The 26,181-nt window shown below is 69.2% G+C and carries 27 protein-coding genes; 17 read left to right on the top strand and 10 right to left on the bottom strand.

Translation table 11 applies throughout. The features are described 5' to 3' along the window. Positions 1 to 69 precede the first annotated feature (69 nt). Positions 70 to 369, bottom strand: a complete 300-nt coding sequence (locus ATK36_RS18430; protein WP_098512683.1) for a WXG100 family type VII secretion target — start codon at positions 367 to 369, stop codon at positions 70 to 72. Positions 370 to 402: 33 nt separating this feature from the next. Next, positions 403 to 741 (bottom strand): WXG100 family type VII secretion target, encoded by a 339-nt coding sequence (locus ATK36_RS18425; protein ID WP_098512682.1) that lies wholly within the window; start codon positions 739 to 741, stop codon positions 403 to 405. Positions 742 to 1,101: 360 nt separating this feature from the next. Here ATK36_RS18425 and ATK36_RS18420 point away from each other — a divergent pair, with 360 nt between their 5' ends. From ATK36_RS18420 to phoU, 5 genes are all read left to right on the top strand, one after another. Further along, complete coding sequence (locus ATK36_RS18420; protein ID WP_098514985.1) at positions 1,102 to 1,935, top strand: alpha/beta fold hydrolase; 834 nt, start codon at positions 1,102 to 1,104, stop codon at positions 1,933 to 1,935. Positions 1,936 to 2,227: 292 nt separating this feature from the next. Further along, on the top strand, positions 2,228 to 2,785 hold the full coding sequence (gene idi / locus ATK36_RS18415) for an isopentenyl-diphosphate Delta-isomerase (RefSeq protein WP_098514984.1): 558 nt from the start codon (positions 2,228 to 2,230) through the stop codon (positions 2,783 to 2,785). Between the two features lie 114 nt (positions 2,786 to 2,899). After that, positions 2,900 to 3,565: a GGDEF domain-containing protein gene (locus tag ATK36_RS18410; protein ID WP_245914881.1), complete on the top strand. Its 666-nt coding sequence runs from the start codon at positions 2,900 to 2,902 to the stop codon at positions 3,563 to 3,565. 3,107 nt (positions 3,566 to 6,672) lie between these two features. After that, entirely contained in the window at positions 6,673 to 8,070 is a 1,398-nt protein-coding gene (locus ATK36_RS18395) for an LCP family protein (protein WP_098514982.1), read from the top strand. Positions 8,071 to 8,153: 83 nt separating this feature from the next. Beyond that, positions 8,154 to 8,825, top strand: a complete 672-nt coding sequence (phoU, locus tag ATK36_RS18390) for a phosphate signaling complex protein PhoU (RefSeq protein WP_098512679.1) — start codon at positions 8,154 to 8,156, stop codon at positions 8,823 to 8,825. Positions 8,826 to 9,100: 275 nt separating this feature from the next. Here the strand turns inward: phoU and pstB are convergent, their stop codons facing one another. The 6 genes from pstB to ATK36_RS18360 all read right to left on the bottom strand — a co-directional run bounded on the left by pstB (position 9,101) and on the right by ATK36_RS18360 (position 15,184). After that, on the bottom strand, positions 9,101 to 9,877 hold the full coding sequence (gene pstB / locus ATK36_RS18385; RefSeq protein WP_098512678.1) for a phosphate ABC transporter ATP-binding protein PstB: 777 nt from the start codon (positions 9,875 to 9,877) through the stop codon (positions 9,101 to 9,103). 3 nt (positions 9,878 to 9,880) lie between these two features. Continuing rightward, entirely contained in the window at positions 9,881 to 10,795 is a 915-nt protein-coding gene (gene pstA, locus ATK36_RS18380) for a phosphate ABC transporter permease PstA (protein WP_098512677.1), read from the bottom strand. A gap of 2 nt (positions 10,796 to 10,797) precedes the next feature. After that, a complete protein-coding gene (pstC, locus tag ATK36_RS18375; protein ID WP_098512676.1) occupies positions 10,798 to 11,718 on the bottom strand; it encodes a phosphate ABC transporter permease subunit PstC in 921 nt (306 codons plus the stop codon). A gap of 368 nt (positions 11,719 to 12,086) precedes the next feature. Next, on the bottom strand, positions 12,087 to 13,211 hold the full coding sequence (gene pstS, locus ATK36_RS18370) for a phosphate ABC transporter substrate-binding protein PstS (RefSeq protein ID WP_098512675.1): 1,125 nt from the start codon (positions 13,209 to 13,211) through the stop codon (positions 12,087 to 12,089). 240 nt (positions 13,212 to 13,451) lie between these two features. Beyond that, entirely contained in the window at positions 13,452 to 14,306 is an 855-nt protein-coding gene (gene mshD, locus ATK36_RS18365; protein ID WP_386999872.1) for a mycothiol synthase, read from the bottom strand. 146 nt (positions 14,307 to 14,452) lie between these two features. After that, entirely contained in the window at positions 14,453 to 15,184 is a 732-nt protein-coding gene (locus tag ATK36_RS18360) for a winged helix-turn-helix transcriptional regulator (RefSeq protein WP_211291897.1), read from the bottom strand. 227 nt (positions 15,185 to 15,411) lie between these two features. Here ATK36_RS18360 and ATK36_RS18355 point away from each other — a divergent pair, with 227 nt between their 5' ends. The 8 genes from ATK36_RS18355 to ATK36_RS18320 all read left to right on the top strand — a co-directional run bounded on the left by ATK36_RS18355 (position 15,412) and on the right by ATK36_RS18320 (position 20,746). Continuing rightward, entirely contained in the window at positions 15,412 to 16,248 is an 837-nt protein-coding gene (locus ATK36_RS18355; RefSeq protein ID WP_170069796.1) for an LmeA family phospholipid-binding protein, read from the top strand. Positions 16,249 to 16,255: 7 nt separating this feature from the next. After that, positions 16,256 to 16,702 carry a TlpA family protein disulfide reductase gene (locus tag ATK36_RS18350; protein ID WP_098512673.1) on the top strand — a complete coding sequence of 149 codons (447 nt, stop codon included), beginning with the start codon at positions 16,256 to 16,258 and terminating at the stop codon, positions 16,700 to 16,702. Between the two features lie 261 nt (positions 16,703 to 16,963). Next, a complete protein-coding gene (locus ATK36_RS18345; protein WP_098512672.1) occupies positions 16,964 to 17,395 on the top strand; it encodes a DUF4395 domain-containing protein in 432 nt (143 codons plus the stop codon). 30 nt (positions 17,396 to 17,425) lie between these two features. After that, positions 17,426 to 18,262: a sulfurtransferase gene (locus ATK36_RS18340; protein WP_098512671.1), complete on the top strand. Its 837-nt coding sequence runs from the start codon at positions 17,426 to 17,428 to the stop codon at positions 18,260 to 18,262. Beyond that, entirely contained in the window at positions 18,262 to 18,573 is a 312-nt protein-coding gene (locus ATK36_RS18335) for a DUF1416 domain-containing protein (RefSeq protein WP_170069795.1), read from the top strand. The genes ATK36_RS18340 and ATK36_RS18335 overlap by 1 nt, the downstream gene beginning before the upstream one ends. A 259-nt stretch (positions 18,574 to 18,832) precedes the next feature. Continuing rightward, complete coding sequence (locus ATK36_RS18330; protein ID WP_098512669.1) at positions 18,833 to 19,447, top strand: heme-binding beta-barrel domain-containing protein; 615 nt, start codon at positions 18,833 to 18,835, stop codon at positions 19,445 to 19,447. 19 nt (positions 19,448 to 19,466) lie between these two features. Then, complete coding sequence (locus ATK36_RS18325; RefSeq protein WP_098512668.1) at positions 19,467 to 20,333, top strand: 5-oxoprolinase subunit C family protein; 867 nt, start codon at positions 19,467 to 19,469, stop codon at positions 20,331 to 20,333. Then, on the top strand, positions 20,321 to 20,746 hold the full coding sequence (locus ATK36_RS18320) for a hypothetical protein (RefSeq protein WP_098512667.1): 426 nt from the start codon (positions 20,321 to 20,323) through the stop codon (positions 20,744 to 20,746). Before ATK36_RS18325 ends, ATK36_RS18320 begins: the two co-directional genes overlap by 13 nt. Here the strand turns inward: ATK36_RS18320 and ATK36_RS18315 are convergent. Continuing rightward, the gene (locus ATK36_RS18315; protein ID WP_098512666.1) at positions 20,722 to 21,573 is read right to left on the bottom strand and encodes an aminodeoxychorismate lyase; all 852 of its coding nucleotides are present in this window, start codon (positions 21,571 to 21,573) and stop codon (positions 20,722 to 20,724) included. The genes ATK36_RS18320 and ATK36_RS18315 overlap by 25 nt on opposite strands. A 79-nt stretch (positions 21,574 to 21,652) precedes the next feature. On the opposite strand from ATK36_RS18315, the gene ygfZ reads away from it, so the two are divergent. Together ygfZ and ATK36_RS18305 are read left to right on the top strand one after the other, a co-directional pair. After that, positions 21,653 to 22,774, top strand: coding sequence for a CAF17-like 4Fe-4S cluster assembly/insertion protein YgfZ (ygfZ, locus tag ATK36_RS18310; RefSeq protein WP_098512665.1), 1,122 nt, complete (start codon positions 21,653 to 21,655; stop codon positions 22,772 to 22,774). 43 nt (positions 22,775 to 22,817) lie between these two features. After that, the gene (locus ATK36_RS18305) at positions 22,818 to 23,384 is read left to right on the top strand and encodes an RsiG family protein (protein WP_098514979.1); all 567 of its coding nucleotides are present in this window, start codon (positions 22,818 to 22,820) and stop codon (positions 23,382 to 23,384) included. A 381-nt stretch (positions 23,385 to 23,765) separates the two neighbouring features. Here the strand turns inward: ATK36_RS18305 and ATK36_RS18300 are convergent, their stop codons facing one another. Beyond that, positions 23,766 to 24,662 (bottom strand): DUF8083 family protein, encoded by an 897-nt coding sequence (locus ATK36_RS18300; protein ID WP_098512664.1) that lies wholly within the window; start codon positions 24,660 to 24,662, stop codon positions 23,766 to 23,768. A gap of 207 nt (positions 24,663 to 24,869) precedes the next feature. Here ATK36_RS18300 and ATK36_RS18295 point away from each other — a divergent pair, with 207 nt between their 5' ends. Further along, the gene (locus ATK36_RS18295; protein ID WP_098512663.1) at positions 24,870 to 25,055 is read left to right on the top strand and encodes a DUF3073 domain-containing protein; all 186 of its coding nucleotides are present in this window, start codon (positions 24,870 to 24,872) and stop codon (positions 25,053 to 25,055) included. Positions 25,056 to 25,171: 116 nt separating this feature from the next. Then, entirely contained in the window at positions 25,172 to 26,032 is an 861-nt protein-coding gene (locus tag ATK36_RS18290; RefSeq protein WP_098512662.1) for a 3-hydroxybutyryl-CoA dehydrogenase, read from the top strand. Positions 26,033 to 26,181: the final 149 nt, after the last annotated feature.

Genomic DNA, 26,181 nt, shown 5'->3' with positions numbered 1-26,181 from the left:
TGTGGTGTGCCCTCCTTTCAGGAACTCCTCTGTGGTGCGGCGGATCGCCGCACCACAGAAGAGTCGGCATCAGTGCGCGGCGAACCGCTTGGCGTTGTTGCCCTCGGTGGTCGAGGTGCCCTCGTTGATCGAGCCGAGGGTCTGCGAGGCGGCGTCGAGCGCCTGCGGCAGGGTGAGTGCCGCCTGGTGGCAGAAGGTGTACGTCTCGTTGAACATGTCCGCGGCGACACCGGTCCACTGCTCACGCTGACCGTCGATGACGGCCTTCATCTGGTCCAGCAGCTCAGTGATCTGGTTGGACTGCTGCTTCGCCTGGCCGACGGTGTCCTGCATCTGGGCGAAGCTGATCTGGAACTGACCCAAAGCCATGGGATGTGGTCCTTTCGAGAGGGGGAAGGGGGATCAGAAGCCCTGGAGGCCGGCGCCGCCGATGGTGGCGGAGCTGTTGCGCGCGGCCGAGGTGTTGTCCGAGTCGCGGGTGTCGTAGTCGCTGGCCGAGGTCTGCACGTTCTGCGAGAGCTCGTCCAGCTTCTGCACGATCTTGCGGCACGTCTGGTCGAACTGCGACATGGCCTGGCTGAACACCGTGGCCGAGTCCGCCTTCCAGGTGCCGAACAGCGACTGCATGGTGCCGTCGACCCGCTGGTTCACACCAGTGATGTTCTGCCCGGTGTCACTGATCGTCTGCGCACCCTTGCGCATGACGTTGGTATCGACGAGGGCGCCGTCCTGCGAAGCCATGCTTTCTCCTCTAGTCGGTTCTTGCGAAAACACCGGCCCGATGCGTCAGGCCGGTCCGAGGTCTCCGCGACTGCCCTTCGTTCGGCCGGTACGGAGGGCAGGGGGAGCCTGCAGTCTTACGGTAAGTGTCTGATCTATGTGTTGTCGCCGCGTTGTTCCCTTCTGACCACCAGGTCACGGACGGCGGGGCAAACCGGTTACCTCCCGTTCTCTCGGGTATCCGCTAACCGGGACAACGAAGCCCGGCCGTTATCACTCTCGGTTATTACTGGCGGTTGCTCTTCAGCCACTACCTTGCCCGGTTGGCCACCGCCTTTGCCTGAGTGCGCCGGGGCGCGCCCCGGCCGTAGAGTGCGGCAGGTGATCGAGCAACTGAGCATCCCGACCGAGGCCGGATCCTTCGACGCGATCGCCGCCGGTCCCGCGGACGGCCGCCCGGTGCTGCTGCTGCACGGCTTCCCCGAGGCGTCGGTCGAGTGGGAGCACCAAGTGGCCACGCTCGGGGTGCTCGGCTACCGTGCGGTGGCGCCGGACCAGCGCGGCTATTCCCCCGGCGTGCGCCCGCAGCAGCCCGCCGAGTACGGCATCGCGACCCTGGTGTCCGATGTGGTCACCATTGCCGATGCCCTTGGCTGGCCGCGGTTCGACTTGATCGGTCACGACTGGGGCGGCACGGTGGCGTGGTGGACCGCAGACGAGCACCCGCACCGGCTGCGCAGCCTCGCCGTGGTCTCCACTCCGCACCCCGGCGCGCTCGCCGAGGCCATGCGCACCGACGAGGACCAGCACCTGCGCTCGGGGTACCTGACCGAATGGCGGCAGACCCCGGCCACCGAGCGGCGAATGCTGGCCGGCAACGCCAAGGCGCTGCGGGAGATCTTCGATCGGCGAATCCCGCCGAGCAAGGTCGAGGAGTACGTCGGGCGGCTCACCGAGCCGGGCGCGCTGACCGCCGCGCTCAACTGGTACCGGGCCGGCCGCCCGGGCGGGAAGATCGGCCGGATCACGGTGCCCACCCTGTACCTGTGGTCCACAGAGGACGTTGCGTTCGGCTCCACCGCGGCACTGGCCACCGAGCAGTGGTGCACCGGGCCGTACCGGTTCGAGATGCTCGAAGACGTGTCGCACTGGGCCGTCGAGGAGGCACCGGAAGCGGTCACCTCGTTGCTCGTCGAACATCTCGGCGGGCATTGATTCCTGCCTTATCCGAAGTGGACTGTCCAACTCGGAATATGCACCCGAGGAGTCCATTGCCCGTTTAGCCGATTGGTCATTTTCCAGCACTGAAAAGCCGGGATCGCCTCAGGTGGCGGTATTGTCTTCTGCTCGCTTTCGCACACACCATTTTCCGGCCGCGGCCGCCGGCGACCGAGCCGCTCCGCGAAGGATAGTGACTCTCCGTCGGACCCCGCCACTCGAACCGGCGAGCATCCGGCCACCCGGCCTGCGGTACCGCTCCGGCGAACTCTGGTGTTCAGTACCGACCGTGGAAACCAGCACAGAGACCGAGCACGTCGTCTTCGTGACCGAGGACGGGGTGCCCACCGGGGAGACCGGGCCGAAACTCGCCAGCCACCACGCCGAGACGAGGCTGCACCTGGCGTTCTCCTGCTACGTCCTGCGGCGCTCCGACCAGGCGTTGCTGATCACGCAACGCGCGGGGCACAAGAAGGTGTGGCCGGGAGTCTGGACCAACAGCGTCTGCGGCCACCCGGCCCCGCAGGAGCCGATCGAGGACGCGGTCCGCCGGCGAGCGGCCTACGAACTCGGCCTGCCCGCCATCGAGGACCTCGAGTGCGTGCTGCCGAAGTACCGGTACCGGACGCCGCCGTACCAGGGGATCGTGGAGAACGAGTTCTGCCCGGTGTTCGTAGCCTGGAGTGAGCAGGAGCCGGAGCCGAACCCCGAAGAGGTAGGCGACTGGCGGTGGATCTCCTGGTCCGACTACGCACAGTTGCTTGGGGATCCTGAGGCAAATGTGAGTTACTGGGCCCGCGATCAGTTCGCGCAGCTCAGCGATCGGAAACCGTTTACCGATCTCTGAGCGGAGAACTCCGTTGCGTGACAACGGTGGAAGGCCGTCGTCCACTTGAGCGAAATTCGCCTTCTTCGGTACCGATACCTCAAGACACCGCACCTGTAGGACGACAACCAAGAGGTGGCGGAGGTGGGTGTGTCGGTGGAGGACGAGCTCACGACAAGGACCTCGGGGCCGGACCTGCTGGCGCTGCACGAGTCGATCGCGGACCTGTTCGCCACCCAGGGCGACTGGCGCCGGGCGTACCACCATATGCGGTCCGCGTTGGACATCGCGCGGGCCGGCAGTCTGCGTGATCCACTCACGTCCAGTTACAACCGGCGCTATCTCGACCAGCGACTGCCCGATCTACCCACTTCCCGGGGACTCGCGGTGGCGCTGGTCGATTTGGATCGGTTCAAGTCGGTGAACGACACGTACGGTCACCTTCTCGGCGACCGGGTGCTGTGCCGGGTCGCCGATCTCCTGCAGGAAGGGCTGCCGCCGGACGCGTTCTGCGCCCGGTACGGCGGCGAGGAGTTCGCGCTCGTCCTGCCCGAGACGGACCATTCGCGCGCGGTGCGGCTGGCCGAGGCCGCCCGCGCGCGGGTCGCCCGTCACCGCTGGTCAGAACTCCGGCCGGGGCTGCGGGTGACGATCAGCGTCGGCCTCGCGCACGGCCGGACCCCCGGACCGCACCAGCTGCGGCGGGCCGACGATCTTCTTTACGCCGCCAAACATGCGGGGCGAAACAAGATCGCCTACCAGGACAGCGATTCCGCCCGGGTCATTACATACTCTGAGTAATGAGACTACCGGACCAGACCACTTCGCTGAACCCGATCTTCACCTGTTCGTCCGCTTCTGGACTACGTAGGTCGACGCAAGGTGAAGAATTTCCCGGGAGGGTGTCGTCACGAACGGCGGGTATCCGTACGATAACGAAAAGGTCGCGCGGAACGACGTGTCCGGGGAGACCCGATCACCCGGGACCGGGTTCGAAGGCGAGCCGAGGCCCCGGCCGCCACCCCTGAACTGCGAGAGGAGACCGAGTGCCCGACGAGCACGACCCCACTGGCACCGGTCGGCACTCCGATCCCGCTCCCCGCCGCGGCCGCCGGCGCTCCATGGAAACCCACGGCGGCATCAGCGTTTCCGACGTGGTCGCCCGGCACACCGGCGAACGCCCGATCTTCGACAGCGACCCCAGCGCCGTGCCCCCTGCCCCCAACGGCACCCGCAGGAACGGCACCGACCCGGCCGCGGACGGCGCGCCCCCCGGAGCCAACAGCGCCCATCCCGGGGTCGACAGCACGACTCCTGCCGTCAACGGCACGGCGTCTGGCGTCTACGGCACGGCGTCTGGCGCGAACGGCAGCCCCTACGTCCGCTACACCAACGACCACGAAACGAGCGGCCCCCTCGGTTCACACAGCGCCGCCCCCGGCACGAATGGGACGTCCTTTCCCCCCAACGGCAAGAACGGCACCCACTTCACGGACCCCCGCGCGCGAATGGCCGAGCCCAACAACCACCACTACGCCGACCCCCCACCGGCCGCCTCTCGCCATGCCGACCCCAACGCGAGTCTTCCCGGCGGCGCCCACTCCACGAACTCCGACGCGAGCCTGCCCAGCGGCGCCCACTCCACGGACACCGACGCAAGCCTGCCCAGCAGCGGCCACTTCCCCGGCTCCGACGCAGGCCCGCCCGACGCCTGCTTCACCGCCCAGGACCCGCAACTCGCCGACCCCGGCGTAAGACCGACCGAGCCCAACGCCGACCCCGGCTCACGGCTGGCCGAGCCCGGCACGCACGCCAGAGCCCCCCGCGCCGACATCGCGTCCGGCCCCCGTCACACAGAACCCGGCGCACACGCCGCGGAACACCTCGCCCCGGTCGACGGCCTCGCCCCGCCCGATCCCGGCAGCCACCGCGCCACGAACGGTCACCCCGCAAACGGCAGCCACCGCGTCACGAACGGTCCCCCCGCGAACGGCGCCCATCGATCACCGGACTTCCGCGGGCCGGACCCCGCACCCGGCGCCCACCGATCGCCGGACTTCCGCAGGCCGGCCGACTTCGTGGCCGGTCGTCACGTGCCCGACCGCGTCGCCGACCCCGCACCCGGGCATCGCGGTCCGGACTTCACCGATGGCAAGTTCGAACCGGCTTTTCCGGAGTCAGCCAACAATATCGACAAAGCAATAGGTCCACCATCGCGGCGGAACGGTGCCGGGCACAGGCGTTCCGATGGCGTCGGCCCCGAGCCTGGGCCGGCCGTCGAGCCGGACGGCTCCGACGGAGCCGACGTTGCCGGGCCGGAGTTCGATCCACCCGCGCAAGGGCGGCGAAGGAACGGCTCGGGGATGCCTCCCCGGCCACGGCGTCCGCAGGCCAACGGCGCGTTGCCCCCGGAACCACGACGTCCGGCGGAGGCCCGATTGCCTTCCGGACTCCAGTATCCGGGCGACGAGCCACCGCGGCCGGACGACGGGATGCCCACCGCCGGACCGGGCGAGGGCAGGGCGCCTGGCGGACCACAGCGACCGAATGTGCCGCCGGGACCACCGCGGTTCAACGGCCGGGCGGTGCCGCCGAACCCAGCGCAGCTGGGCGACGGACCGTTGCCGCATCCGGATGACCAACCACCAGGACCGTCGCACTCCCACGACGGACCACCACCCCCAGGACCACGGCAACGCAACGCCCTGCCGCCACGACCCGAGGCAGGCCGCCCGAACGACGGACCACCGCCCCCGGGAGACCAACCGGGCCTGATCGACGGCCCGCCGCCGGGGCCGCAAGGACCCGGCCACCTCCGGCCACCGGGACTCCATGCCCGGGCTCCACGGCCCGAACCGGGTCAACAGAGCGACGGAACCCGCCCAGGCGACCAACCGCTGCGATCCCACGACGGACCGCCGCCACCCGGACGACCGCGACCCGATGTCCGGCCGCCGTTGCCCAGCCCGGATCAGGTAGCCGAACTCGCGCCCCCGCCCGGACCGGCACTGTCCACAAACGACGGACTGCGTCGACCGGATGCCGCAGCTCGGCGCGCGAACGGGTACGGGGACGGACCGTTCGAGCCGCCGGCGCCAGGCGAAACGTCCACTTCGGACGAAGGCATGCCGCCGACCGGGCGGCGTGGGCGGCGGCCGATGGAGCGTGGCCGTGCGCCGGAAGGGGTGCGCGGCGGAACTCCGCAAGGCGCCGACGGTGCGTCGGATTTGGAGCGTACGCAGATCTCGGCTGCCCTTGCGCCGCAGTCAGGTCCTGGCCCCGGCGGCAGGCTCGGGGACAGCGAAGCCGACCGGCCGGTGCTCGACGGTGAACAGTCAGACGCCGAACGCACACGGGTGTCGCCGGCCGTCAGGAACGGGCGGAAGCCCCGGGCGGGACGCGGGGGCCGGCCTGGCGCCGGGCAATCCCGGCTGAACCCCGCGCCGAACGGCGAGCAGACCCAGCTGAGCCCGATGGTGGGTGGCGAGCAAACCCCAGCAAGCCCCCTGCCGGGCCGCGAGCCCGCCCAGGCAGGCCACGACCAGACCCAGCTGAACCTCACGCCGGGCCACGACCAGACCCGGCTGAACCCCACGCCCGGTCGCGAACAAACCCCGGCGAGCCTCGCGCCAGGTGCCGAGCAAACCCAGCTGAGCCCCCAGGCAAGCCGCGAGCAAGCCCGGCCAGGCCCCCACCCGAACCGCGAGCAAACCCAGGCAAACCCCACGCCCGGCGTCGAGCAGACCCGGCTGACTCCGGTACCGGATGGCGAAAACCCCGCACCGGACGGTGAAGCAGCCGCGGCCGACCCGGATCGGACGCAGTTCGCGCCGGCGGTGGGGTTGCCGGGTAAGCGGCGGCCTGCCCTGCGCCCCAGTCCCCCGCGCGGCGAGCAGGACCGGCTCATCATGACCGACGAGATGGAGGCGATCGACGAGGCGACACAGTATCGCCGCAAGATCGATCACAGCCTGGCCCGCTTCTCCGCGGCGCACGACGACGCGGCGGCCGAGGAGACCAAGCGGCGGGAACGGCTCGAACGGTTCACCTCCCGGCCGGTCGCCCTGCTGGAGCAGACGCGGACCGCGCTGCAGCGGGTCGTCGCGCCGGGTACCGGGGAGAAACCGGACGAGCAAGCCGACGAGCAGCAGGCCGAGAAGAGCCCGCAAACCCGGTTGCAGGAAAAGAAACAACGGAACCTCGCGCGCAGTGCCCGGATCGGCCGGATCGCGCTGATCGTGCTGTCCGCGCTGGTCCTGCTCGGCACCGGGATCGCCTGGGGCGCGGTGAACTGGTTCGATGCCAAGTTCACCCAGGTCGCGGCACTCGACGAGAACTCCGCGGACATCCTGAACGCCGACGCGCAGGCCAACGACGAGAACTTCCTGATGGTCGGTTCGGACACCCGCGACGGCGCGGCCACCGAGGAAGGGGTCGGCACGGCGGACAGCACGCCGGGTGCCCGGTCGGACACGATCATGGTCGCGCACGTGCCCGCGGACCGGAAACGGGTCGTGGTCACCTCCTTCCCCAGGGACCTGGAAATCGACCGGCCGGACTGCAATCGCTGGGACCCGGCCAAATCCGCGACCACTGACGAGGTGGTGGCCGCGCAGAAGATCGCCAAGCTCAACACCGCGTACGCGGTCGGCGGGCCGCAGTGCGTCACCAAGGTGATCCAGAAGGTCACCGGCCTGCGCATCAACCACTTCGTCGGGATCGACTTCAACGGGTTCAAGGGCATGGTCGACGCGGTACACGGCGTGACCGTCCACAATGACAAGCCGATGGACGATTCGGTGCTGGGCAAGGTGTTGCTGGAGACCGGCGACGTCACCATCTCCGGCGACCAGGCGCTGAACTTCGTGCGGGCCCGGCACGTGAAGGGCGACCCCACCTCCGACTACGGCCGGATCAAGCGGCAGCAGGCGTTCATCGGCGCACTGCTGAAGAAGGTGATGTCCTCGGATGTGGTCCTCGACCCCGGCAAGCTGTCCGGCTTCATCACCGCGTTCGCGCAGGCCACTTTCGGTGACAACCTCGGCGTGCAGCAGATGATGACGCTCGCCCAGTCGATGCGCGGCCTCGATCCGAGCAAGATCAACTTCATGACCGTGCCCACCGTCGGGCTGCCCAACAAGCGCGGTAACGAAGTGCTGGTGGAAGCGAAGACCAGGAGTCTCTTCGACGCACTGCGCGACAACACTCCGTTGCCCGACGACAAAAAGGCGCCGGGGCCGTCGTCGACCGCCTCCGGCGCGGCGGGCGGCGCCAACGCGGCGAAGCCGGCCGACCCGGCCCGCTGACCCGCTGGATTCGTTAGGCCGGGTTCACGTGCGGTTCACCCGGCGATGCGGTATTCGCGCTGCACACACCGTAGGGTGAGGGTATGCGTGAGGCCTACCAAGTGGAACTCGAACAGCTCGCCCAGCACCTGGCCGCGATGTCGGCACAGGTCGCCGAGGCCATGGAGCTCGCGACGAGGGCCCTGCTCGAAGTGGACCTCGGCCTTGCCGAGCAGGTGATCAGCGACGACGCGAAGGTCGACGACGCACGCGCCGAATGCGAGGAGCAGGCGTACGCATTGCTCGCGCTGCAGGCGCCGGTCGCCACCGATCTGCGCACCGTGCTCGCCGCGATCCACGCGGCGGAAAGCCTGGAGCGGATGGGCGATCTCGCCCTGCACGTGGCCAAGGCGGCCCGCCGGCGGCACCCGGACCCGGTGCTGCCCGAAGCGGTGCGGCCAGACTTCATCGAGATGGGCGGGGCCGCGGTGAAGCTGGCCCGCCAGGTCGAACAGGTCATCCAGACCAAGGATGTGGCCGCCGCCAAGGATCTCGAGGCCGCCGACGACCAGGTCGACGACATCCACCGGCACCTGTTCACCGTGCTGATGGACCGCGAATGGCCGCACGGCGTGGCCGCAGCGGTCGACGTCACCCTGCTCGGCCGCTTCTACGAGCGCTACGCCGACCACGCGGTGTCCGTGGCGAAGCGGATGATCTTCGTGGTGACCGGGCGGATGCCGGGCTACGGCTCGGACGAGGACCTCACCGTCTGACCAGGTGCTCGCGCGGCGTGACCGCGCGAGCACCGAGGGCCAGAAGAAAACCGCCACCGCCCCCGGTGGCGGTTTTCTCTTACCCACCAAACGAAACCGACTCTCGACAACGTATGCACCGCGGCATCGCGACCCGACGTCCGTGAAGGGTCCCTTCACGGACTCTAAGGCTGTGAAGGGACCCTTCACAGCCTTGTCAACACGGTGACCACCTGCGCGAAACCAACAACGGCCGCCCCGGCGGGAACCGGGCCGGCCGCAGTGTCCGAAGTGGATCAGCCGAACCGGCCGGAGATGTAGTCCTCGGTGGCCTTCTCGTCCGGGTTGGAGAAGATCTTCTCGGTGTCGTTCAGCTCGATCAGCTTGCCCGGCTGACCGACGCCCGCCAGGTTGAAGAACGCGGTCTGGTCCGAGACCCGGGCCGCCTGCTGCATGTTGTGCGTCACGATGACGATGGTGTATTCCTTCTTCAGCTCGCCGATCAGGTCCTCGATCGCCAGCGTCGAGATCGGGTCGAGCGCGGAACACGGTTCGTCCATCAGCAGCACGTCCGGCTGCACCGCGATCGCGCGGGCAATGCACAACCGCTGCTGCTGACCGCCGGAAAGGCCGCCGCCGGGCTTGTTCAGCCGGTCCTTGACCTCGTTCCACAGGTTCGCGCCACGCAGCGCGCGCTCGGCGACCTCGTCCAGCTCCTTGCGGTTCTTCATGCCGCCAAGGCGAAGCCCGGCCACCACATTGTCCTTGATGGACATCGTGGGGAACGGGTTGGGCCGCTGGAACACCATGCCGATGGTCCGGCGCACCTGCACCGGATCCACCGCGGAGGCGTAGATGTCCTCACCGTCGAGCAGTACCTCGCCCTCCACCCGGGCGCCGGGGATCACCTCGTGCATCCGGTTCAGCGTGCGCAGCACGGTCGACTTGCCACAACCGGACGGCCCGATGAACGCGGTCACGTTCCGCGGCGGGACGTTCAGCGTGACGCTGTCCACGGCGTGGAACTTGCCGTAGTAGATGTCCAGGTCCTTGACATCGATTCGCTTGGCCATGACTCACTTCTTCTTCGGGGCGACGAGGCGGGAAAAGACCGTGGCGAGCAGGTTGATCAGCGCGATGATGAGCACCAGCGTCAGCGCCGCGCCCCAGATCCGGTCGAAGCCGACACTGCCCGGGTCCATCGAGTTGGTGGCGCGTTCGTTGTTCATCACCAGCGGAAGCGCGGCCTGCTCACCGGAGAAGATGTTCCAGTTCACGTACGCGGAGTAGCCGACGAGCACCAGCAGCGGCGCGGTTTCACCCATCACCCGGGCCAGCGCCATCATGATGCCACCGATGATGCCGGACAACGCGGTGGGCAGCACGATCTTCATGATCGTCTTCCACTTCGGCACGCCCAGCGCGTAGGAGGCCTCGCGCAGGTCGTCCGGCACGATCCGCAGCATTTCCTCCGCGGAGCGCACCACCACCGGGATCATCAGCAGCACCAGGGCCAGCGACACGGCGAACCCGCTGCGGGGCAGGCCGAGCGTGGTGATCCACAGCGCGTAGATGAACAGTGCGGCCACAATGGACGGCACACCGGAGAGGATGTCCACCATGAACGTGGTGGCCTTGGCCAGCTTGCCGCGGCCGTACTCCACCAGGTAGATCGCCACCAGCAGGCCGATCGGCACCGCGATCACCGCGCACACCAGCCCCTGCAGCAGGGTGCCGATGACCGCGTGCAGCACGCCGCCGCCGACCTCGTCCGGCAGCACCGAACCGAAGTCCTCGGTCCACCAGTTGCTGAACGGGAGCCGCTTGATGCCGTTCGCGATCACCGTGTACAGCACCCACACCAGCGGGACCACGGCGATCAGGAAGGACAGCCACACGAGCACCGTGGCGAACGCGTTCTTGACTTTGCGGCCGGTACTCACCTGCTGGAAGGCCGGCGTGGCCGCGGGCCGTTCGAGCGTGGTCGACATGCTCAGTCCCCCTTCTTCGCGATGATGGACCGGGCGCCGAAGTTGACCAGGAACGTCAGCACGAACAGCACCAGACCGGCCGCGATGTAGGCGCCGGCCGAGGTGGGGTTGTTGAACTCACTGTAGTTCGCGGCAATCTTCGAAGCGAACGTCGCGCCACCGTCGAACAGGCTCCAGTCGAAGTTGCGACCCTGCGGGATGAGCAGGATCACCGCCAGCGCAATGGTTTCGCCGAGTGCGCGGCCGAGGCCGAGCATCGAGGCGCCGATGTAGCCCGCCTTGCCGAAGGGCAGCACCGTGGTGCGGATGACCTCCCAGCGGGTGGCGCCGAGCGCCAGCGCGCCTTCGATGTGCGGCCGCGGCGTGCGCTCGAACACCTCGCGCGAAAGCGAGGTGATGATCGGCAGGATCATCACCGCGAGCACGATGCCCGCGGTGAAGATCGTGCCGCGCACGTTCGGCGCGACGTTGCCCGGCGCGAACAACGGGAACCAGGAGAAGGTCTCGTTGATCCAGTGCGAGAACGGCTCGATCGCCGGGGCGAACACCAGGATGCCCCACAGGCCGAAGATGATCGAGGGCACCGCGGCGAGCAGATCCACCACGTAGGCGAACGGCCGGGCGAGCCGGGTCGGCGCGTACTGGGTGAGGAACAACGCGATGCCCAGTGAGATCGGCATCGCGATGATCAGCGCGACGACCGAGGTCGCCACGGTGACCTCGGCGAGATCGGCGATACCGAACGCCATGTTCGCCGGATCGTTGGTGGACCATCCGTGGTTGAACAGGAAGTTCGCCTTGTTCGCCCGCAGCGCCGGAATGGCCTGGATGACCAGGAAGATCCCGATCAGGCCGATCAGCGCCACGACGAAGATGCCGGACCCGGTGGTCAGGTTCTGGAAGATGCGGTCACCGGCCCGCACCTTCTTCGGCTTCGTGTCCTCCGGCGGCGCGGCGGGCGCCGGCGGGGCTGGGTTGTCCGAAATCGGATCCTCCGGAAACGCTCAGGAGGACGACGAACGCCCACCGGTGTCGCCGGTGGGCGTTCGCGTCCAGGGTGGTTCGCTCATCGACTGTCCTGGCAGGGTGCGCTGGGGAATGCTTGACGGCGGCTTGCGTAGCGGTGCGGGTGGCGGAACCTCAGACGTCCTCTCACGTCGGGACCTCCTCCTCATGAATGCCGATTCACCACGTCGGAGCTGTCCTCGCGAGAGAACGCCTGAGAACCCGCAGCGTTGACGACCCACCGCAAGCGGCTTCGCCGCCTAGGCGACAGACCCTGGAGTCCCGGTCAGGAGATCGCCTTGACCGCGGTCAGCACCTTCTCCTGCAGACCCTGCGGGATCGGCACGTAGCCCTTGGCCGACAGCGGCTGCTGCCCGTCGGTCGCGGACACCGTCAGGAACGCCTTGATCGCCTTCGACACATCCGCGTTCGAGTACTTCGAGCACACGAGCTCGTAGGTGGTCAGCAGCAGCGGGTAGGCACCCGGGGTGTTGCTGGCGTAGATCGCCTTGAGGTCGAGCGCGAGGTCGTTGGAGCCCTCGTTCAGGAACTTCGCCGCGTCCAGCGCCTTGGCCACGTTCTCCGAGGTCAGCTCGACACCGCCGGAACCGCTGTCGATCAGGGCCGCGGTGACGCCGTCCTTGGCGAACGCGCCCTCCACGTAGGTGATCGAGCCGTCGGCGCCCTTGACCGTGCTGGCCACGCCATTCGAGCCCTGCGCACCGTTGCCCACGCCGCCGTTGAACTTCTTGCCCGCGCCCTGGGTCCACACGTCCTTCGCGGCCGCGCCCAGGTACTTCTGGAAGTTGTCGGTGGTGCCCGACTCGTCGGAGCGGGAGACGACCTGGATCGGCTTGTCCGGCAGGCTCAGGCTCTCGTTGCCCTTGACCGCCTTGATCGCCGGGTCGTTCCAGTTCTTGATGCCGCCGTTGAAGATCTTCGCGATCACGGCCGGAGTCAGCGTCAGCTTGTCCACGCCGGAGAGGTGGTAGCCGACCGCGACCGGGCCGACGACCATCGGGATGTTCCAGGCGGGCGAGGCGCAGCGTTTGGTGGCGCCTTCCAGGTCCGCGGCGGTGGCGGGCGAGTCCGTGCCGCCGAAGTCGACCTGGCCGCCGTTGAACTGCTTGACACCGGCACCGGAGCCGCTCGCGGTGTAGTTGACCTGCTGGCCACTGCACTTCTTGCCGTACTGCTGCTTGAAGATTTCGATGGCGTTGTTCTGCGCCGTCGAACCCTCGCCGGACAGCGGGCTCTTGCCACCGCAGTCGACCTGCGCGGTGCCGGTCGCGGCGGGCGCGCCCGAGGTGTTCCCGCTGTTTGAAGCGGCGGGATCGGAACCACAAGCGGCGAGCACCAGAGCGGCGCTCGCCACCACGCCGACGGCACCCAGGGGCCGCATGATCTTCACTGCATTTCCTCCACTCGGCAGAGTTGCCTCTTGGAATCCGGGCCGGATCGGCGGCGGTCCGCCTGTCCGGATCCGGACACTAGGCAGCCCCGGTGGACGGTCACCCTTGGTCAGATGAACTAAGGGTGAACAAGATACAGGGTGTGACCAGCACTACTAGACCGAACGAGTGGCGTAGCCAAGTCGTGATCGGTCAGTGTGCAGAACGTAACACGGGAAGCCGGATTCTGGCGACCGTGATCACTGACCGTACTGAACGTCGATGTCGAAACGGGTAAACCCCAGTTTTCGATAAACCGCCAGCGCAGGAGCGTTATCACCCTCGACGTAGAGGATCACTTGGCGTAGTCCCCTCGATCGTAGGTAGCGGAGACCGGCGAGGGTCAGGGCTTTCCCGAGACCGCCACCCTGCGTATCCGGATCCACCCCGACGACGTACACCTCCCCGATCGGGTCACCGCCGAATCGGCCGGCCACCGGATCGTGGACCTTGGTCCAGTGGAAGCCGAGGATGCGCTGCCGGTCGTCCTCGGCGAGGAAGAAGCCGGCCGGATCGAACCACGCCAGCCGCTCCTCGGCCCGCAGTTCGGCGACGGTGAGCGCACCCTGTTCCGGATGCCAGTCGAAGGCTCGCGCGTTGACCGCGATCACTGCTTCCTCGTCCTGCCCCGGCACGAACGCCCGAAGCCGGATTCCGCCCCGCAGCACGGGTTCCGGCCACTCCGCGGACTCCGCGTCGGCGTGCAGCACCATCAACTCACGCGCACGGGCGAGGCCCAGTCTCGCGGCGAGTGCGGCCGCGCCGGGGTGATCACCGTGTGCCCACACCCGGAATCCCGCCGCAGCACGCTCAACGAGCGCCCGCGCGAGCGCGGTGCCCACGCCGTGACGGCGGTGCGCGGGATGCACGATCAGCTCCGCGACCTGGTGCCCGTGCGCGTCCCCGTCGAGGTCCAGGTGCAGGTACCCGGCCGGGTCCCCGTCCCGGCGGGCGAGCAGGTGCAGCCCGCCGGTGAACTCACGCGGCAGCGGACCGGCGGGGTCGACCTCCGGACGGCCGTCCTCGGCCCCGGCGGCCCGGAGCACCTCGCGGATCCCGTCGACGGCGGGTTCGGCAGTCCAGTCGCTCAGCTCGGTCACGAAACCGACCCTACCCAGCACCCCGCCCCTCCCCAGCGTTCAAAGCCGTGAAGGGTCCCTTCACAGCCCGAAAGTCCGTGAAGGGACCCTTCACGGACTTCCTAGCGGGTGGGAGCAGGGACGGCGGGGACGGCCGGGGAGACCGGCTTGCCGCCCTTGACCGGGCGCTCGAACTTGTACCCGACGTTGCGCACGGTGCCGATCATCTGCTCGTGCTCGGGGCCGAGCTTGGCGCGCAGCCGCCGGACGTGCACGTCGACCGTGCGGGTACCGCCGAAGAAGTCGTAGCCCCAGACCTCCTGCAGCAGCTGCGCACGGGTGAACACCCGGCCGGCGTGCTGGGCGAGGTACTTCAGCAGCTCGAACTCCTTGTAGGTCAACTCAAGCGTGCGGCGGCGCAGCTTCGCGGTGTAGGTGGCCTCGTCGATCACCAGATCGCCGACCCGCAGTTCGGCCTCGGCCTGGCCGGTGGCGCCGTCGCGCGTGGTGACCAGGCGCAGCCGCGCGTCGACCTCGGCCGGGCCCGCGGTGGGCAGCATGATGTCGTCGGTGCGCCATTCCGCGCTGAGCGCGACCAGCCCGCCCTCGCCGACCACGGCGATGACCGGGGTGCCGACCTCGTCCTCACCGGCGCCCTTGAGCAGCCGGCAGAGGCTCTTCGCGGAGGCGAGGTCGCTGCGCGCGTCCAGCAGGATCACATCCCGGTGCCCGGCGTCGAGCAACGCCGTCACCTCGGGGGCGCGCACGCGTACTGTGTGCGGAAGCAGGTCCAGAGCGGGCAGCACCGAAGTGGCATCGGCTTCCGCAGTCAGTACCAGAAGGTCCAGGCTCATCAGCCGCACCGCCTTGTCAGAATCATCGCCTCGAACGTGGCGCCGGTCGGTGCTGAGTGAGAATAGCCGGTGAACGGGCCTGGTACCTAGCTCGTGCTGGATCGATCACACCTGGGTGAACGCCCCGGGCGACGAACAGGAGAACGCAGGCGATGGTGGACAGCAGGCCCGTGCGACAGGGCGACCGACCGGCCCCCCGGCCGGGACCCAGCCGCCGCGGACGGCGCGTGCGGCGCTGGGTCATCGTGCTCGGTGTGCTGGTGATTCTGCTGGTCGGAGCCGATTTCGGGGCGGCGGCCGTGGCCGAGCACGCGATCTCCCAGAAGGCCCGCGCGCAGCTCAACCTCAGCGACGACCCGTCGGTGGAGATTCACGGGTTCCCGTTCCTCGTCCAGGCCCTCTCGGGTGACTACGGTCACGTCTCCGTATCCGCGGACGGCGTGCCGGTCGGCGGCAACCTGCACGACGTGCGGGTGAGCGCGGAGCTGGAGGACGTCACCGCGCCGCTGTCGGACATCGCCTCCGGCAACACCAAGTCGATCAAGATCGGCAAGCTCACCGGCGGGGTCACCATCAAGGCCGCGGACATCGCGCGCATCTCCCCGCTGGACAAGATCCAGAACCTGAAGATCAGCCAGTCCACCGCGTCCTACGTGAAGTACGGCGACACCGACCAGGGCAACCAGCCCGACCCGACGCCGACCAACGCGGCCGGCGATCCGGTCGACGGCACCACCGCGGGGCTGCGCCTGTCCGGAGACGTGCAGGTGGCCGGGCAGAAGGTGGAGATCTTCTGCTTCGCGCTGATCCAGCTGAAGGGCAAGAGCATCTCGATCGAGCCGCACCGGTTGCAGTTCGGGAATGACCAGTCGACCACGACCGTTCCGGATGCTGTGCAGAAGGCGTTGATGCCGAACTTCCACGCCTCGATCGACACCAGCACGCTGCCGCTCTCGGTCACCCCGACCGCGGTGCGCGTGGACAGCGGTTCGGTGACGATCAAGGGCGAGGCGGCCGACCTGAGCTTCGCCGACCTGTCGGTCGCGAAGACCCCGAGGGGATGAGTGTCCGGTGACCGGAGCCTGGGTACTGCTGGGCACGCTGGCCGTCGCGGCGCCGGCCGGGTTCCTGCTGAAGGCCCGCAACGGGCGGATCCGGCAGGCCAGGCCCGCGCCGGTGAGCACCGAAGCACCCGCCGCCCGGCTGCCCGCTCCGGTCGCCGAGGTCCTCGACCCGGCATCGGCCGTCACGCTGGTGCAGATCTCCACCACGTTCTGCGCGCCGTGCCGGCACACCCGGGTGATCCTGTCCGCGCTCGCGGACAAGACGCCCGGGCTCACGCACGTCGACCTCGACGTGACGAATCAGCCGGAAGTGGCGCAGGCGCTGTCCGTGCTGCGCACGCCGACCACGCTGGCGCTCGCCCCGGACGGGCGTGAGCTGCTGCGCGTCGGTGGCCTGCCGAAGGCCGCCGAGCTGCTGGAAGCGCTCCGCCCGCATCTGGCGGCCACCGCCTGATACCGGATGTTTCCCAGCATCCGGAACTCGTCTCAAGGTATGAACATGGTTCCCGCAGTGAGGGAGCACTGGGTATTCTCGCGGCTGTGGACGAGCTGCCCATCACACTCCTGACGCAGCGCCGCGCAGTGGATCTGTGCCGCGTGCGCAGCAGCTTGTGTCCGCAGGCCGCCGGCTGCCGCTGAAGCACGGCTCGCCTTCGCGTTTTCTGGCCGCGTGCCTTTCGCACGCTCTTTTCCCCTCGCACCAGCAGGAGGAACCATGCCCGCCGGACCGGCCGTCGACCCGCGAGGTCCCAGGTTCGCCGCCATCGTGACCACGGTGGTGCTCGCCGTGGTGCTCGTGACGCAGTGGTGGCCGTTGCTCGCGGTGCAGACCGTGGTCTTCGCGATCGGCGCGTTCGCCGGGCTCAAGCCGGCGCCGTATTCGGTGGTCTACCGGCTGTTCGTCGCGCCGCGGCTGGGTCCGCCCGCCGAGCGCGAGGACGCCGCCCCGCTGCGGTTCGCGCAGGCGGTCGGGTTCGTGTTCGGGCTGATCGGCACGATCGGTTTCGTCGCGGGACTGGCTCCCCTCGGCGTCGTGGCGACCGCGTTCGCGGTGTTCGCGGCCTTTCTCAACGCCGCGTTCAATTTCTGTCTCGGCTGCGAGATGTACCTGCTGATCAAGCGTTTCAGCCCGGCACGGGCGTCGTAAGCAACCATCCCCAGAAAGAGAGTTCGCTCCATGAGCCGTGAAGACGTCCTGGTCACCACCCAGTGGGCCGAGGAGAACCTGGACACCCCCGGCGTGGTGTTCGCCGAGGTCGACGAGGACACCACCGCCTACGACGCCGGGCACATCCGCGGTGCGGTGAAGCTCGACTGGCGCACCGACCTGCAGGACAAGGTGCGCCGTGACTTCATCGGCAAGGAAGACTTCGAGAAGCTACTGTCGGAGAAGGGCATTTCCAGCGAGGACCGGGTGATCCTCTACGGCGGCAACAACAACTGGTTCGCCGCCTACGCGTACTGGTACTTCAAGCTCTACGGCCACGAGAACGTGCAGCTGCTCGACGGCGGCCGCAAGAAGTGGGAACTCGACGGCCGCGAGCTGAACTCCGACGAGGTCAAGCGCGAGCCCGCCACCTACCGGGCCAAGGACCAGGACGCCTCGCTGCGGGCCTTCCGCGACGAGGTCGTGCAGTCCATCGGCGCGAAGAACTTCATCGACGTCCGTTCACCGGACGAGTTCTCCGGCAAGCTGCTCGCCCCGGCGCACCTGCCGCAGGAGCAGTCCCAGGTGCCCGGCCACATCCCGGGCGCGCTGAACGTGCCGTGGGCGAAGGTGGCCAATGAGGACGGCACCTTCAAGTCGGAGGACGAGATCAAGGAGCTGTACGCCGACGCGGGCATCGACGAGTCGAAGGCCACCATCGCGTACTGCCGCATCGGGGAGCGCTCGTCGATCGCGTGGTTCGCGCTGCACGAGCTGCTCGGCTACGCCGACGTGAAGAACTACGACGGTTCGTGGACCGAATACGGCTCGCTGGTCGGCGTGCCGGTCGAGTTGGGAGCTAAGTGATGGCGGCAGACGACGGCTGCGGCGCCCCCGTGCAGGAGGCGACCCCGGCGGACTTCGATACCAACGGACAGGTGGTGCTGGCCGGCAAGGTGAGCGGCGCCGCGGGACCGATCGGCGGCGCCTTCGTCCGCCTGCTCGACGGCGGCGGCGACTTCGCCGGCGAAGTGGTCTCCTCGGCCGAAGGCGACTTCCGCTTCTACGCGGCGGCCGGTGCGTGGACGGTGCGCGCGCTGCACCGCACGGGCAACGGCGAGGCCTCCGTCACCGCGGACGGCCCCGGGCTGCACCAGCTGGCGATTTCGGTCGCCTGACGCCAGAACCGCTGTGAAGGGGCCCTTCACGGACTCTGAGTCCGTGAAGGGCCCCTTCACAGCGTTCGGGGCTGGGGGGCGTGTGGGTGGTGACTGTGCTCACCAGGGCGGCCCATGCGAGGACGGGAGCGGCGCAGCGGGTTATTCTCCTCGTTGTGGAAGCCCTGTTTACGACCTTGTTGATCATCGCGGGCGTCGCGATCACGTGGTTCGCGGTCTACGTCGTCTACCGGCTGTACGCCGACCAGCGCTGAACCGTATGACCACGAGTGGCGACGAGGCCATCGCAGCAGCAGACGAACGCGCGGCGAGCACGCGCGATCGCAACCTGCCGTTGTGGGACGACCTGCCGATCCCGAACGACACCGCCAACCTGCGCAAGGGCGAGGACCTGAACGAGGCCTGCCTCGCGCTGCTGCCGATGGTCGGCGTGTGGCGCGGCGAGGGTGAGATCTCGTACCCGACCATCGACGGGCCGATCAAGTTCGCGCAGCAGCTCACCGTGTCCCACGACGGCCGTCCGTTCCTGATCCACGAGGCCCGTTCGTGGCTGTTGAACGAGGACGGCAGCGTGAAGCGCCCGGCCGCCCGCGAAACGGGCTTCTGGCGGCCGCAGGAGGACGACACGCTGGAGCTGCTGCTGTCGCACAGCTCCGGGGTCGTCGAGCTGTTCTACGGCAAACCGCGCAACCAGACGTCCTGGGAGCTGGGCACGGATGCGGTCATCCGCACCGCGACGGCCAAGGAGGTCACCGGCGCGCAGCGGCTGTATGGCCTGATCAACGGCGACCTCGGCTACGTCGAGGAGCGCGCGATGATGGGCCAGGAGATGCAGCCGCACGTCTCCGCGCTGCTGCGCCGCGTGGTGGGTTGAGACCCCTCCGGAGCAGCTGATGCGGGCGCTGGAGATCGTCGCGACCGGCCCGCTCGCACTGGTGCAGGATCTCGGCCGTCCCGGCTACGCGCACCTGGGCGTGCCACCCTCAGGTGCACTGGACACCTCTGCCCTGCGGCTGGGCAACCGGCTGGTCGGCAACGCCGAAGACGCCGCCGGTGTCGAGACCGTGCTGGGCGGGCTGGCAGTCCGCGCGACGGCGTCGTGCACCGCCGCGGTGACCGGTCCCCCGGTGGCAGTCGCGGTGGACGGCCTCGGGGTCGGCTCGCACGCACCGGTGCCGATCCGCGCCGGGCAACTGCTCACCATCGGCACGCCGGCCACCGGATTACGCTGCTACCTCGCCGTTTCCGGTGGTCTGGCGGTGGCGCCGGTGCTGGGCAGCCGTTCCCGGGACGTGCTCTCCGGCCTCGGACCGGATCCCCTCGAACCCGGCATGACGGTGCCGCTCGGCCCGGCGACCGGCGTCCCGAACGGCGCGGACGTGGTGCCCTGCGCGACTGCGCCGGCCGAACTCGTCGTCCCGGTGCTCCTCGGCCCACGGGACGACTGGCTCGCCGACGCGGCGTCCGGACTCAGCGCCCGGTGGACGGTCACCGCCGACGTCAACCGCGTCGGCCTGCGGCTCGACGGTCCGCCGCTGCGGCGGGCGCGCACCGGCGAGCTGCCCAGCGAAGGCATCCTGACCGGCGCGATCCAGGTGCCGCCGGACGGCCTGCCGCTGATCTTCCTCGCCGATCACCCGACTACCGGTGGGTATCCGGTCGCTTGCACAGTGAGACGGACATCACTCGGCGCACTCGCGCAGGCACGCCCTGGAACCTTCGTCCGGTTTCAGCCGTCCTTGGCAATGTGGAACGGGTAACAATCACCGGCGGTACAGGTTTCCTGGAGCTGAACACCAGCGGGCGCGTGGCGCTGCCGCAGTCGCTGCGGATCGCGCTCGCCACCGGGCAGGTCCGGCGCCCGCTGGCGGACACGCTGCGGGAACTGCTGGCCCTGCTGGTCGACGGGCACTACCGGCTGAGCGGGCCGCACCGGATGGCCGAAGCCGACGAACTCGTGCCGGTCACCGCCTGGCCGGATCACGACGCCGGCCGGGTGTCCTACTACCGAACGGCGATCCGCGCCGGCCACCGCCCGGTGGCGATCGTGCTCTCCGGGACCCGTCCGCTGCTGCTCGACGGGCACCACAAGATCACCGCCTACCGGGCGGAGGGCGTCCCACCGTCCGTGGTGCTGATCAGCGCGGCTCAGCCCGAGTACACGGAATCGTAAGCGGCCGTCAGTTCCCTGTGCACCGCAGTCGAATCAGGCAGTGCGACGCCGTCGAGCGTGTGTACGCGGGTCACGAGGCGTACCGAGGAGGTGAGGAACAGTCCTTCTGCCTGCGCGAGGTCGACGGCGGCAATCGGCTCCACCTTCACGGTCCAGCCTGCCTTCTCCGCGCCGCGGAACAGCGCGTACTGCGTCGTGCCGGGCAGGATGCCGATGGTGGACGGCGGCGTGTACAGCGTCCGGTCCTTGGCCAGTACGACAGTGGAGGTCGGGCCTTCCAGCACTGAACCATCCGTCGCCGTGAATATGACGTCCTGTGCACCGCGACGCGCGGCCTCGCGCAACGCGGCCATGTTGACCGCGTACGAGATCGACTTGGAACCCAGCAGCAGCCACGGCGCGCGCTCGGCGAGATCGGGGCCGAAGCCGCGCTCCAGCGTCACGACGGACACGCCTTGCTCGCGCGCCTGCCGTATGCTCGCGTCGACCTCCACGCCGAGAGCGAACGCTGTGGGCGTACCGGCCGGATCACCGTCGACACCGCGCGTGTACACAAGCTTCAGCGCAATTTCCTGGCCCTCCGGCCACGCGTCGATCACCGCGCGGGCGGCGCGTTCGAAGCCGGCGAGGTCCGGTGCCGGAAGCTCCAGCATCGCTGCGGAACGGGCGAGGCGATCGAGGTGCGGACGAAGTTCCCGGGCCTTCTTGCCCGCCACGAGGATGGTCTCGAACACGCCGTCTCCGCGAAGCAGTCCGAGATCGTCCACGCGAAGGTGAGCGGCTTCGGAATCGGCCAAGGAACCGTCTAGAAATGCAAGAGCGCGCATGGGGTCACGGTACTCACGCGCGGAAATTCCTTGGCCCTGAGGGAGCAAACGCCCGCGGTCGCAGAGATACGCTGGGGACATGCCGTATCGCTCGCCGTTGCTCGAAGCTCCCCGCGTGGTCGCGCCGCCCGAAGGACATCCCGAAGCCGGAGTGCCCTGGCATTGGGGGGATCCCTTCGCCGAGCAGCGCACCGCCACCCGCGGCGTGGTCGTGATCGATCGTTCGCACCGGGAGATCATCGCCGTGCGCGGCGAGGAACGACTTTCCTGGCTGCACTTGCTGATTTCGCAGCACGTGACCGAACTGGCCGACAACGCCGGCACGGAAGCACTGGTCCTCGACAGCCAAGGCCACATCGACACCCACGTCGTGCTCGCACACACCGGCGCAGCAGTGCATCTGGACAGTGATCCCGGCCCGGTCGCCACGAGCGCATTGCCCAGGGGCGGCAAGCAAACGCTGCTCGAATACCTGGAAGCGATGAAGTTCTGGGCGAAAGTGGACATCAGCGACGAGACCGGGGACCTGGCGCTGCTGACCGTGCTCGGCCCGGACAGCGGCAAGGTGCTCGACGTCGAACTCGGCACCGCGCCGTACGCCGTGGCCGCGCTGCCCGGCGGCGGCTTCGCGCGGCGGATGCCGTGGCCGACGCGCGACGCGGTGGACCTTGCCGTACCGCGAGATCAGTTCACCCAGTGGTGGCAGCGACTCACGGACGCGGGCGCGCGCCCGGCCGGCACGTGGGCCTTCGACGCGCTGCGCGTGGAGTCCCGGCACGCGCGCCTCGGCGTCGACACCGACGAACGGACCATCCCGCACGAGGTGGGCTGGATCGGCACGGCCGCGCACGTGGCCAAGGGCTGCTATCGCGGGCAGGAGACCGTGGCGAAGGTGCACAACGTAGGCCGCCCGCCGCGTTACCTGGCGCTGCTGCACATCGACGGCTCGCCGGAGATCACCCCGGAGACCGGTGACCCGGTGCGGCTCGGTGAACGCGTGGTCGGCCGGATCGGCAGCGTGGTCCAGCACCACGAGCTGGGACCGATCGCGCTCGCCCTGGTGAAGCGGTCCGTGCCCGCCGCCGCCGAGCTGCTGGCCGGCGCGGAGGACCGCGTCGTGCAGGCCGTGGTCGATCCCGACTCGGTGCCCGGCGAGCACGCCGCGCCCGGCCGCGAAGCCGCGCAACGGCTTCGCGGGTGACTCGGCAGTAGCGTCCCCGGGAAATGTGGAGCAGGATGTGCCCGTGATCGAAGTTCGTCCCGGCGGGCGAAGGCGGATCGACCGCGTACTCGCCCCGGGATACCTCACCGGCCTCGGCGACCTGTCGTTGTCGGTGCTGCGCGAACGGCGGGACGAGGCCGCGCAGGAGGAGACCGACCTGTCCTATCTGCGCCGGCTGCTGCACGCGCGGATCGACATCGTGCGCGCGGAGCAGCAGCGCCGCAGCTCCGGTGGCGAGAGCAGCATCGTCGATCGGCTCGCCTCGATCCTCGCCGACAACGCGCTCGGCCCGGCCACCGGTTCGGGCAGGCACCAGCAGCTCGAACCGTCCCGGGCCGGTGAGCACCGCCGGCACGCGGAGGCACTCATCGGCAACACCGACCTCACCGACGTCGGTGTGCTGCCGGACGAGAAGCTCGCCGCCGCGCTGGAGACATACGGGGCCGAGGAGGGCTCGGTGTCCGACGTCCGACGCCAGGTGCAGGGCGTGATGGACACGCTCAACGCGGAGATCGCCGCGCGCTATCACAGCGGCGCGGCCACTGTGGACGAGCTGCTGGACACCGAGCTGGGCCGCTCGGCCGAATGACCCCCGACCCGGTACTGGTCGAGGTCGTCCGCTCCGGTTTCGTGGAAAGCGTGCACCAGGTCGCTTTCGTGCTGGTCGCGACCACCTCGTGGCGTGTGCCGGACCTGTCTCGGGTCTGTGAAGGGGCCCTTCACGGACTCAGAGTCCGTGAAGGGCCCCTTCACAGACCTCCGCGGGCGACGCAGAGCCCCTCACACCGCAGGCCGCGGACGGCACCGCGGCCGCGATCAAGGCCGCGCCGACGGGAACAAGCGTGCCGGTGGCCTCGGCGATCCTGACGCACCTCGGGGTGGACACCCCGGGGCTCGAAGATCTGGCCCGCCAGCCGGTGCACGGCGCCAAGTGGTCGGACGGCTGCGGACCCGCGGGCCGTCCGGCTGATCAGTTGGCGTGCTCCCGCCCCGCCACGTCGCCCCAGAACTCGCGCAGCTCGGAGAACAGCTCGCCCAGCTCCTCGACGTTGCCGCTGCGCAGCGCGTCGAGGATGTCGTGCACCTCTTCCGCGGTGGTGTCCGCGTCCAGGATCGGGTCGGCGAACAGCTGCACGAGCCCGCCGTAGTCCAGTTCGACCACCGAGTCCGGGTCGAAGCCGTCCAGCCAGTGCCGGGTCCGCGCGAGCACCCGGCCCGGACCGGACTCGCCGAAGGTGCTCTCGACCAGTTCGCTCGCTTCCGAGGCGCGGCGCACCGCTTCGGACATCGAGGTGCGCCAGGACGCCTCGCGCAGCGGATCGTCCGGCCCGGATCCGAGCACCAGTTTCCGCTCGTTCGGGTCAATCAGCACGAACCAGGGCAGCGGCACGGTCCAGGTGGTGGTGAGCGTGTGCGCGGCCGGCGTGGTCAGGTCGGCCAGCGCGGCCTTGGTGCGGGCCCGCGCCCGGTCCGGGGTGACCCCGCCCGCTTCGAGCACCACGTTCTTCATCGCGGGCGGCGCTTCGGTGAGGAAAGTGGCGAGCGCGGACGCGGAACGGGCGCGCATCTCCAGCGGACACACGAACGGCCCGTCTCCCGGATGCCCGGCGGGAACCTCGGCCGGATCGAGCACCAGCACATCGGTCTCCAGGCCGGGCGCGGCCCGGCCGTCGGTGAGCTCTGCGGGCAGCAGCCGGGGCGGCCGCGCCGCCTGTGACTTGAGCCACAGATGCTGTTCCCGCCAGCCGATCCCGGCCCGCCGGAGGGCGGCCGCGGAAACGGCCTCGACCAGCCGCTGCCCGGGCGGATCGCCCAGGGCGGCGAGAGGTTCGTACACCCGCAGATAGGCCGCGAAGGGTCGGAGCACCCGAGCATCGTGGCACGCCGACCAGCGCCGATCGGCACCGACCGGCCGGTAACCGGCGTCCGGCCGACACTGTCGCGACCGGCACACCGTGCCACGTCGCATCGAACCCCCCGGACACGGTACGGTGTGAGCAGGAAAGAACTGTCGAGACGATGCGGGGCCGCCGATTCCCCCGGCCGCCCCGCCCCTGTGCGAGGGGGTCGAGCCATGGGGCGCGGCCGGGCTAAGGCCAAGCAGACGAAGGTGGCGCGCGAGCTCAAGTACAGCTCCCACGACACCGATTTCGATGCTTTGCAGCGCGAGCTGTCGAGTAGTTCCTCGGACACCAACGAGGACGACAAGAACCGGTACGAGGACCCGTACGACGACGGGTACGACGAGTACCGCCGTTGACACACACGCGATGCGCGAGGGTGGGACCGGGTCGCGGCCCGGCGACACCCTCGCGTGTTGTGTGCTGCCCAATTTCTCCTGCGGTTGACGAGTACGGCTGACAAAGGAGCACGAAGGTGGCAGACATTGCCCGGGTGGGCGTGGTCGGAGCCGGCTTGATGGGCTCCGGGATCGCCGAGGTGCACGCGAGGGCCGGACTGGACGTCGTGGTGGCCGAGGTGAGCCGGACCGCGCTCGACGCGGGCCGGGCCCGCATCGAGAAGTCGCTGCAGCGCGGCGTCAAGAGCGGCAAGCTGGCCGCCGAGGACGCCGAGGCCACGCTCGGCCGGGTGCGCTTCACCACCGAGCTGGCCGAGTTCGCCGACCGGGACCTGGTGATCGAGGCGATCGTCGAGCAGGAGCAGGCCAAGGTCGAGCTCTTCCGGGCGCTGGATCAGCTGGTCGAGCGAGTGGACGCGGTGTTCGCGTCGAACACCTCGTCCATCCCGATCATGAAGCTGGGCATGGCCACCGGCCGGCCGCAGCAGGTGGTCGGCATCCACTTCTTCAACCCGGTACCGGTGCTGCCCCTGGTCGAGCTGGTCCCGTCCCTGCGGACCGGCGAGGACACCGTGCGCCGCGCGGAGGAACACGCGACCGGCACGCTCGGCAAGACGGTGATCCACTCACCGGACCGGGCGGGCTTCATCGTGAACTACCTGCTGGTGCCCTACCTGCTTTCGGCGATCCGGATGATCGAAGCCGGCTTCGCCGAGGCCGGGGATATCGACCGCGGGATGGAGCTGGGCACCGCGCACCCGATGGGCCCGCTGCGGCTGACCGACCTGATCGGCCTGGACACCGTCAAGGCGATCGCGGACTCGATGTTCGCCGAGTTCAAGGAACCGCTGTACGCCCCGCCGCCGCTGCTGCTGCGCATGGTCGACGCGGGCCTGCTCGGCAAGAAGTCCGGCCGCGGCTTCTACACCTACGGCTGAGCCGTGAAGGGCCCCTTCACGGACTCTGAGTCCGTCAGGGGCACCCTCACGGACCCGAAACCGGTCCGGTGCACGCCACGAGGTGGTCGCACACACCTCCGCATCGCCCGCTGCCGGGTCCCCGACCAACTTTGCCGGAACCCTGTCCG

The organism is Amycolatopsis sulphurea, assembly GCF_002564045.1.
Taxonomy (GTDB): Bacteria; Actinomycetota; Actinomycetes; order Mycobacteriales; family Pseudonocardiaceae; genus Amycolatopsis; species Amycolatopsis sulphurea.
This window is presented reverse-complemented; position numbering and strand designations above follow the sequence as displayed.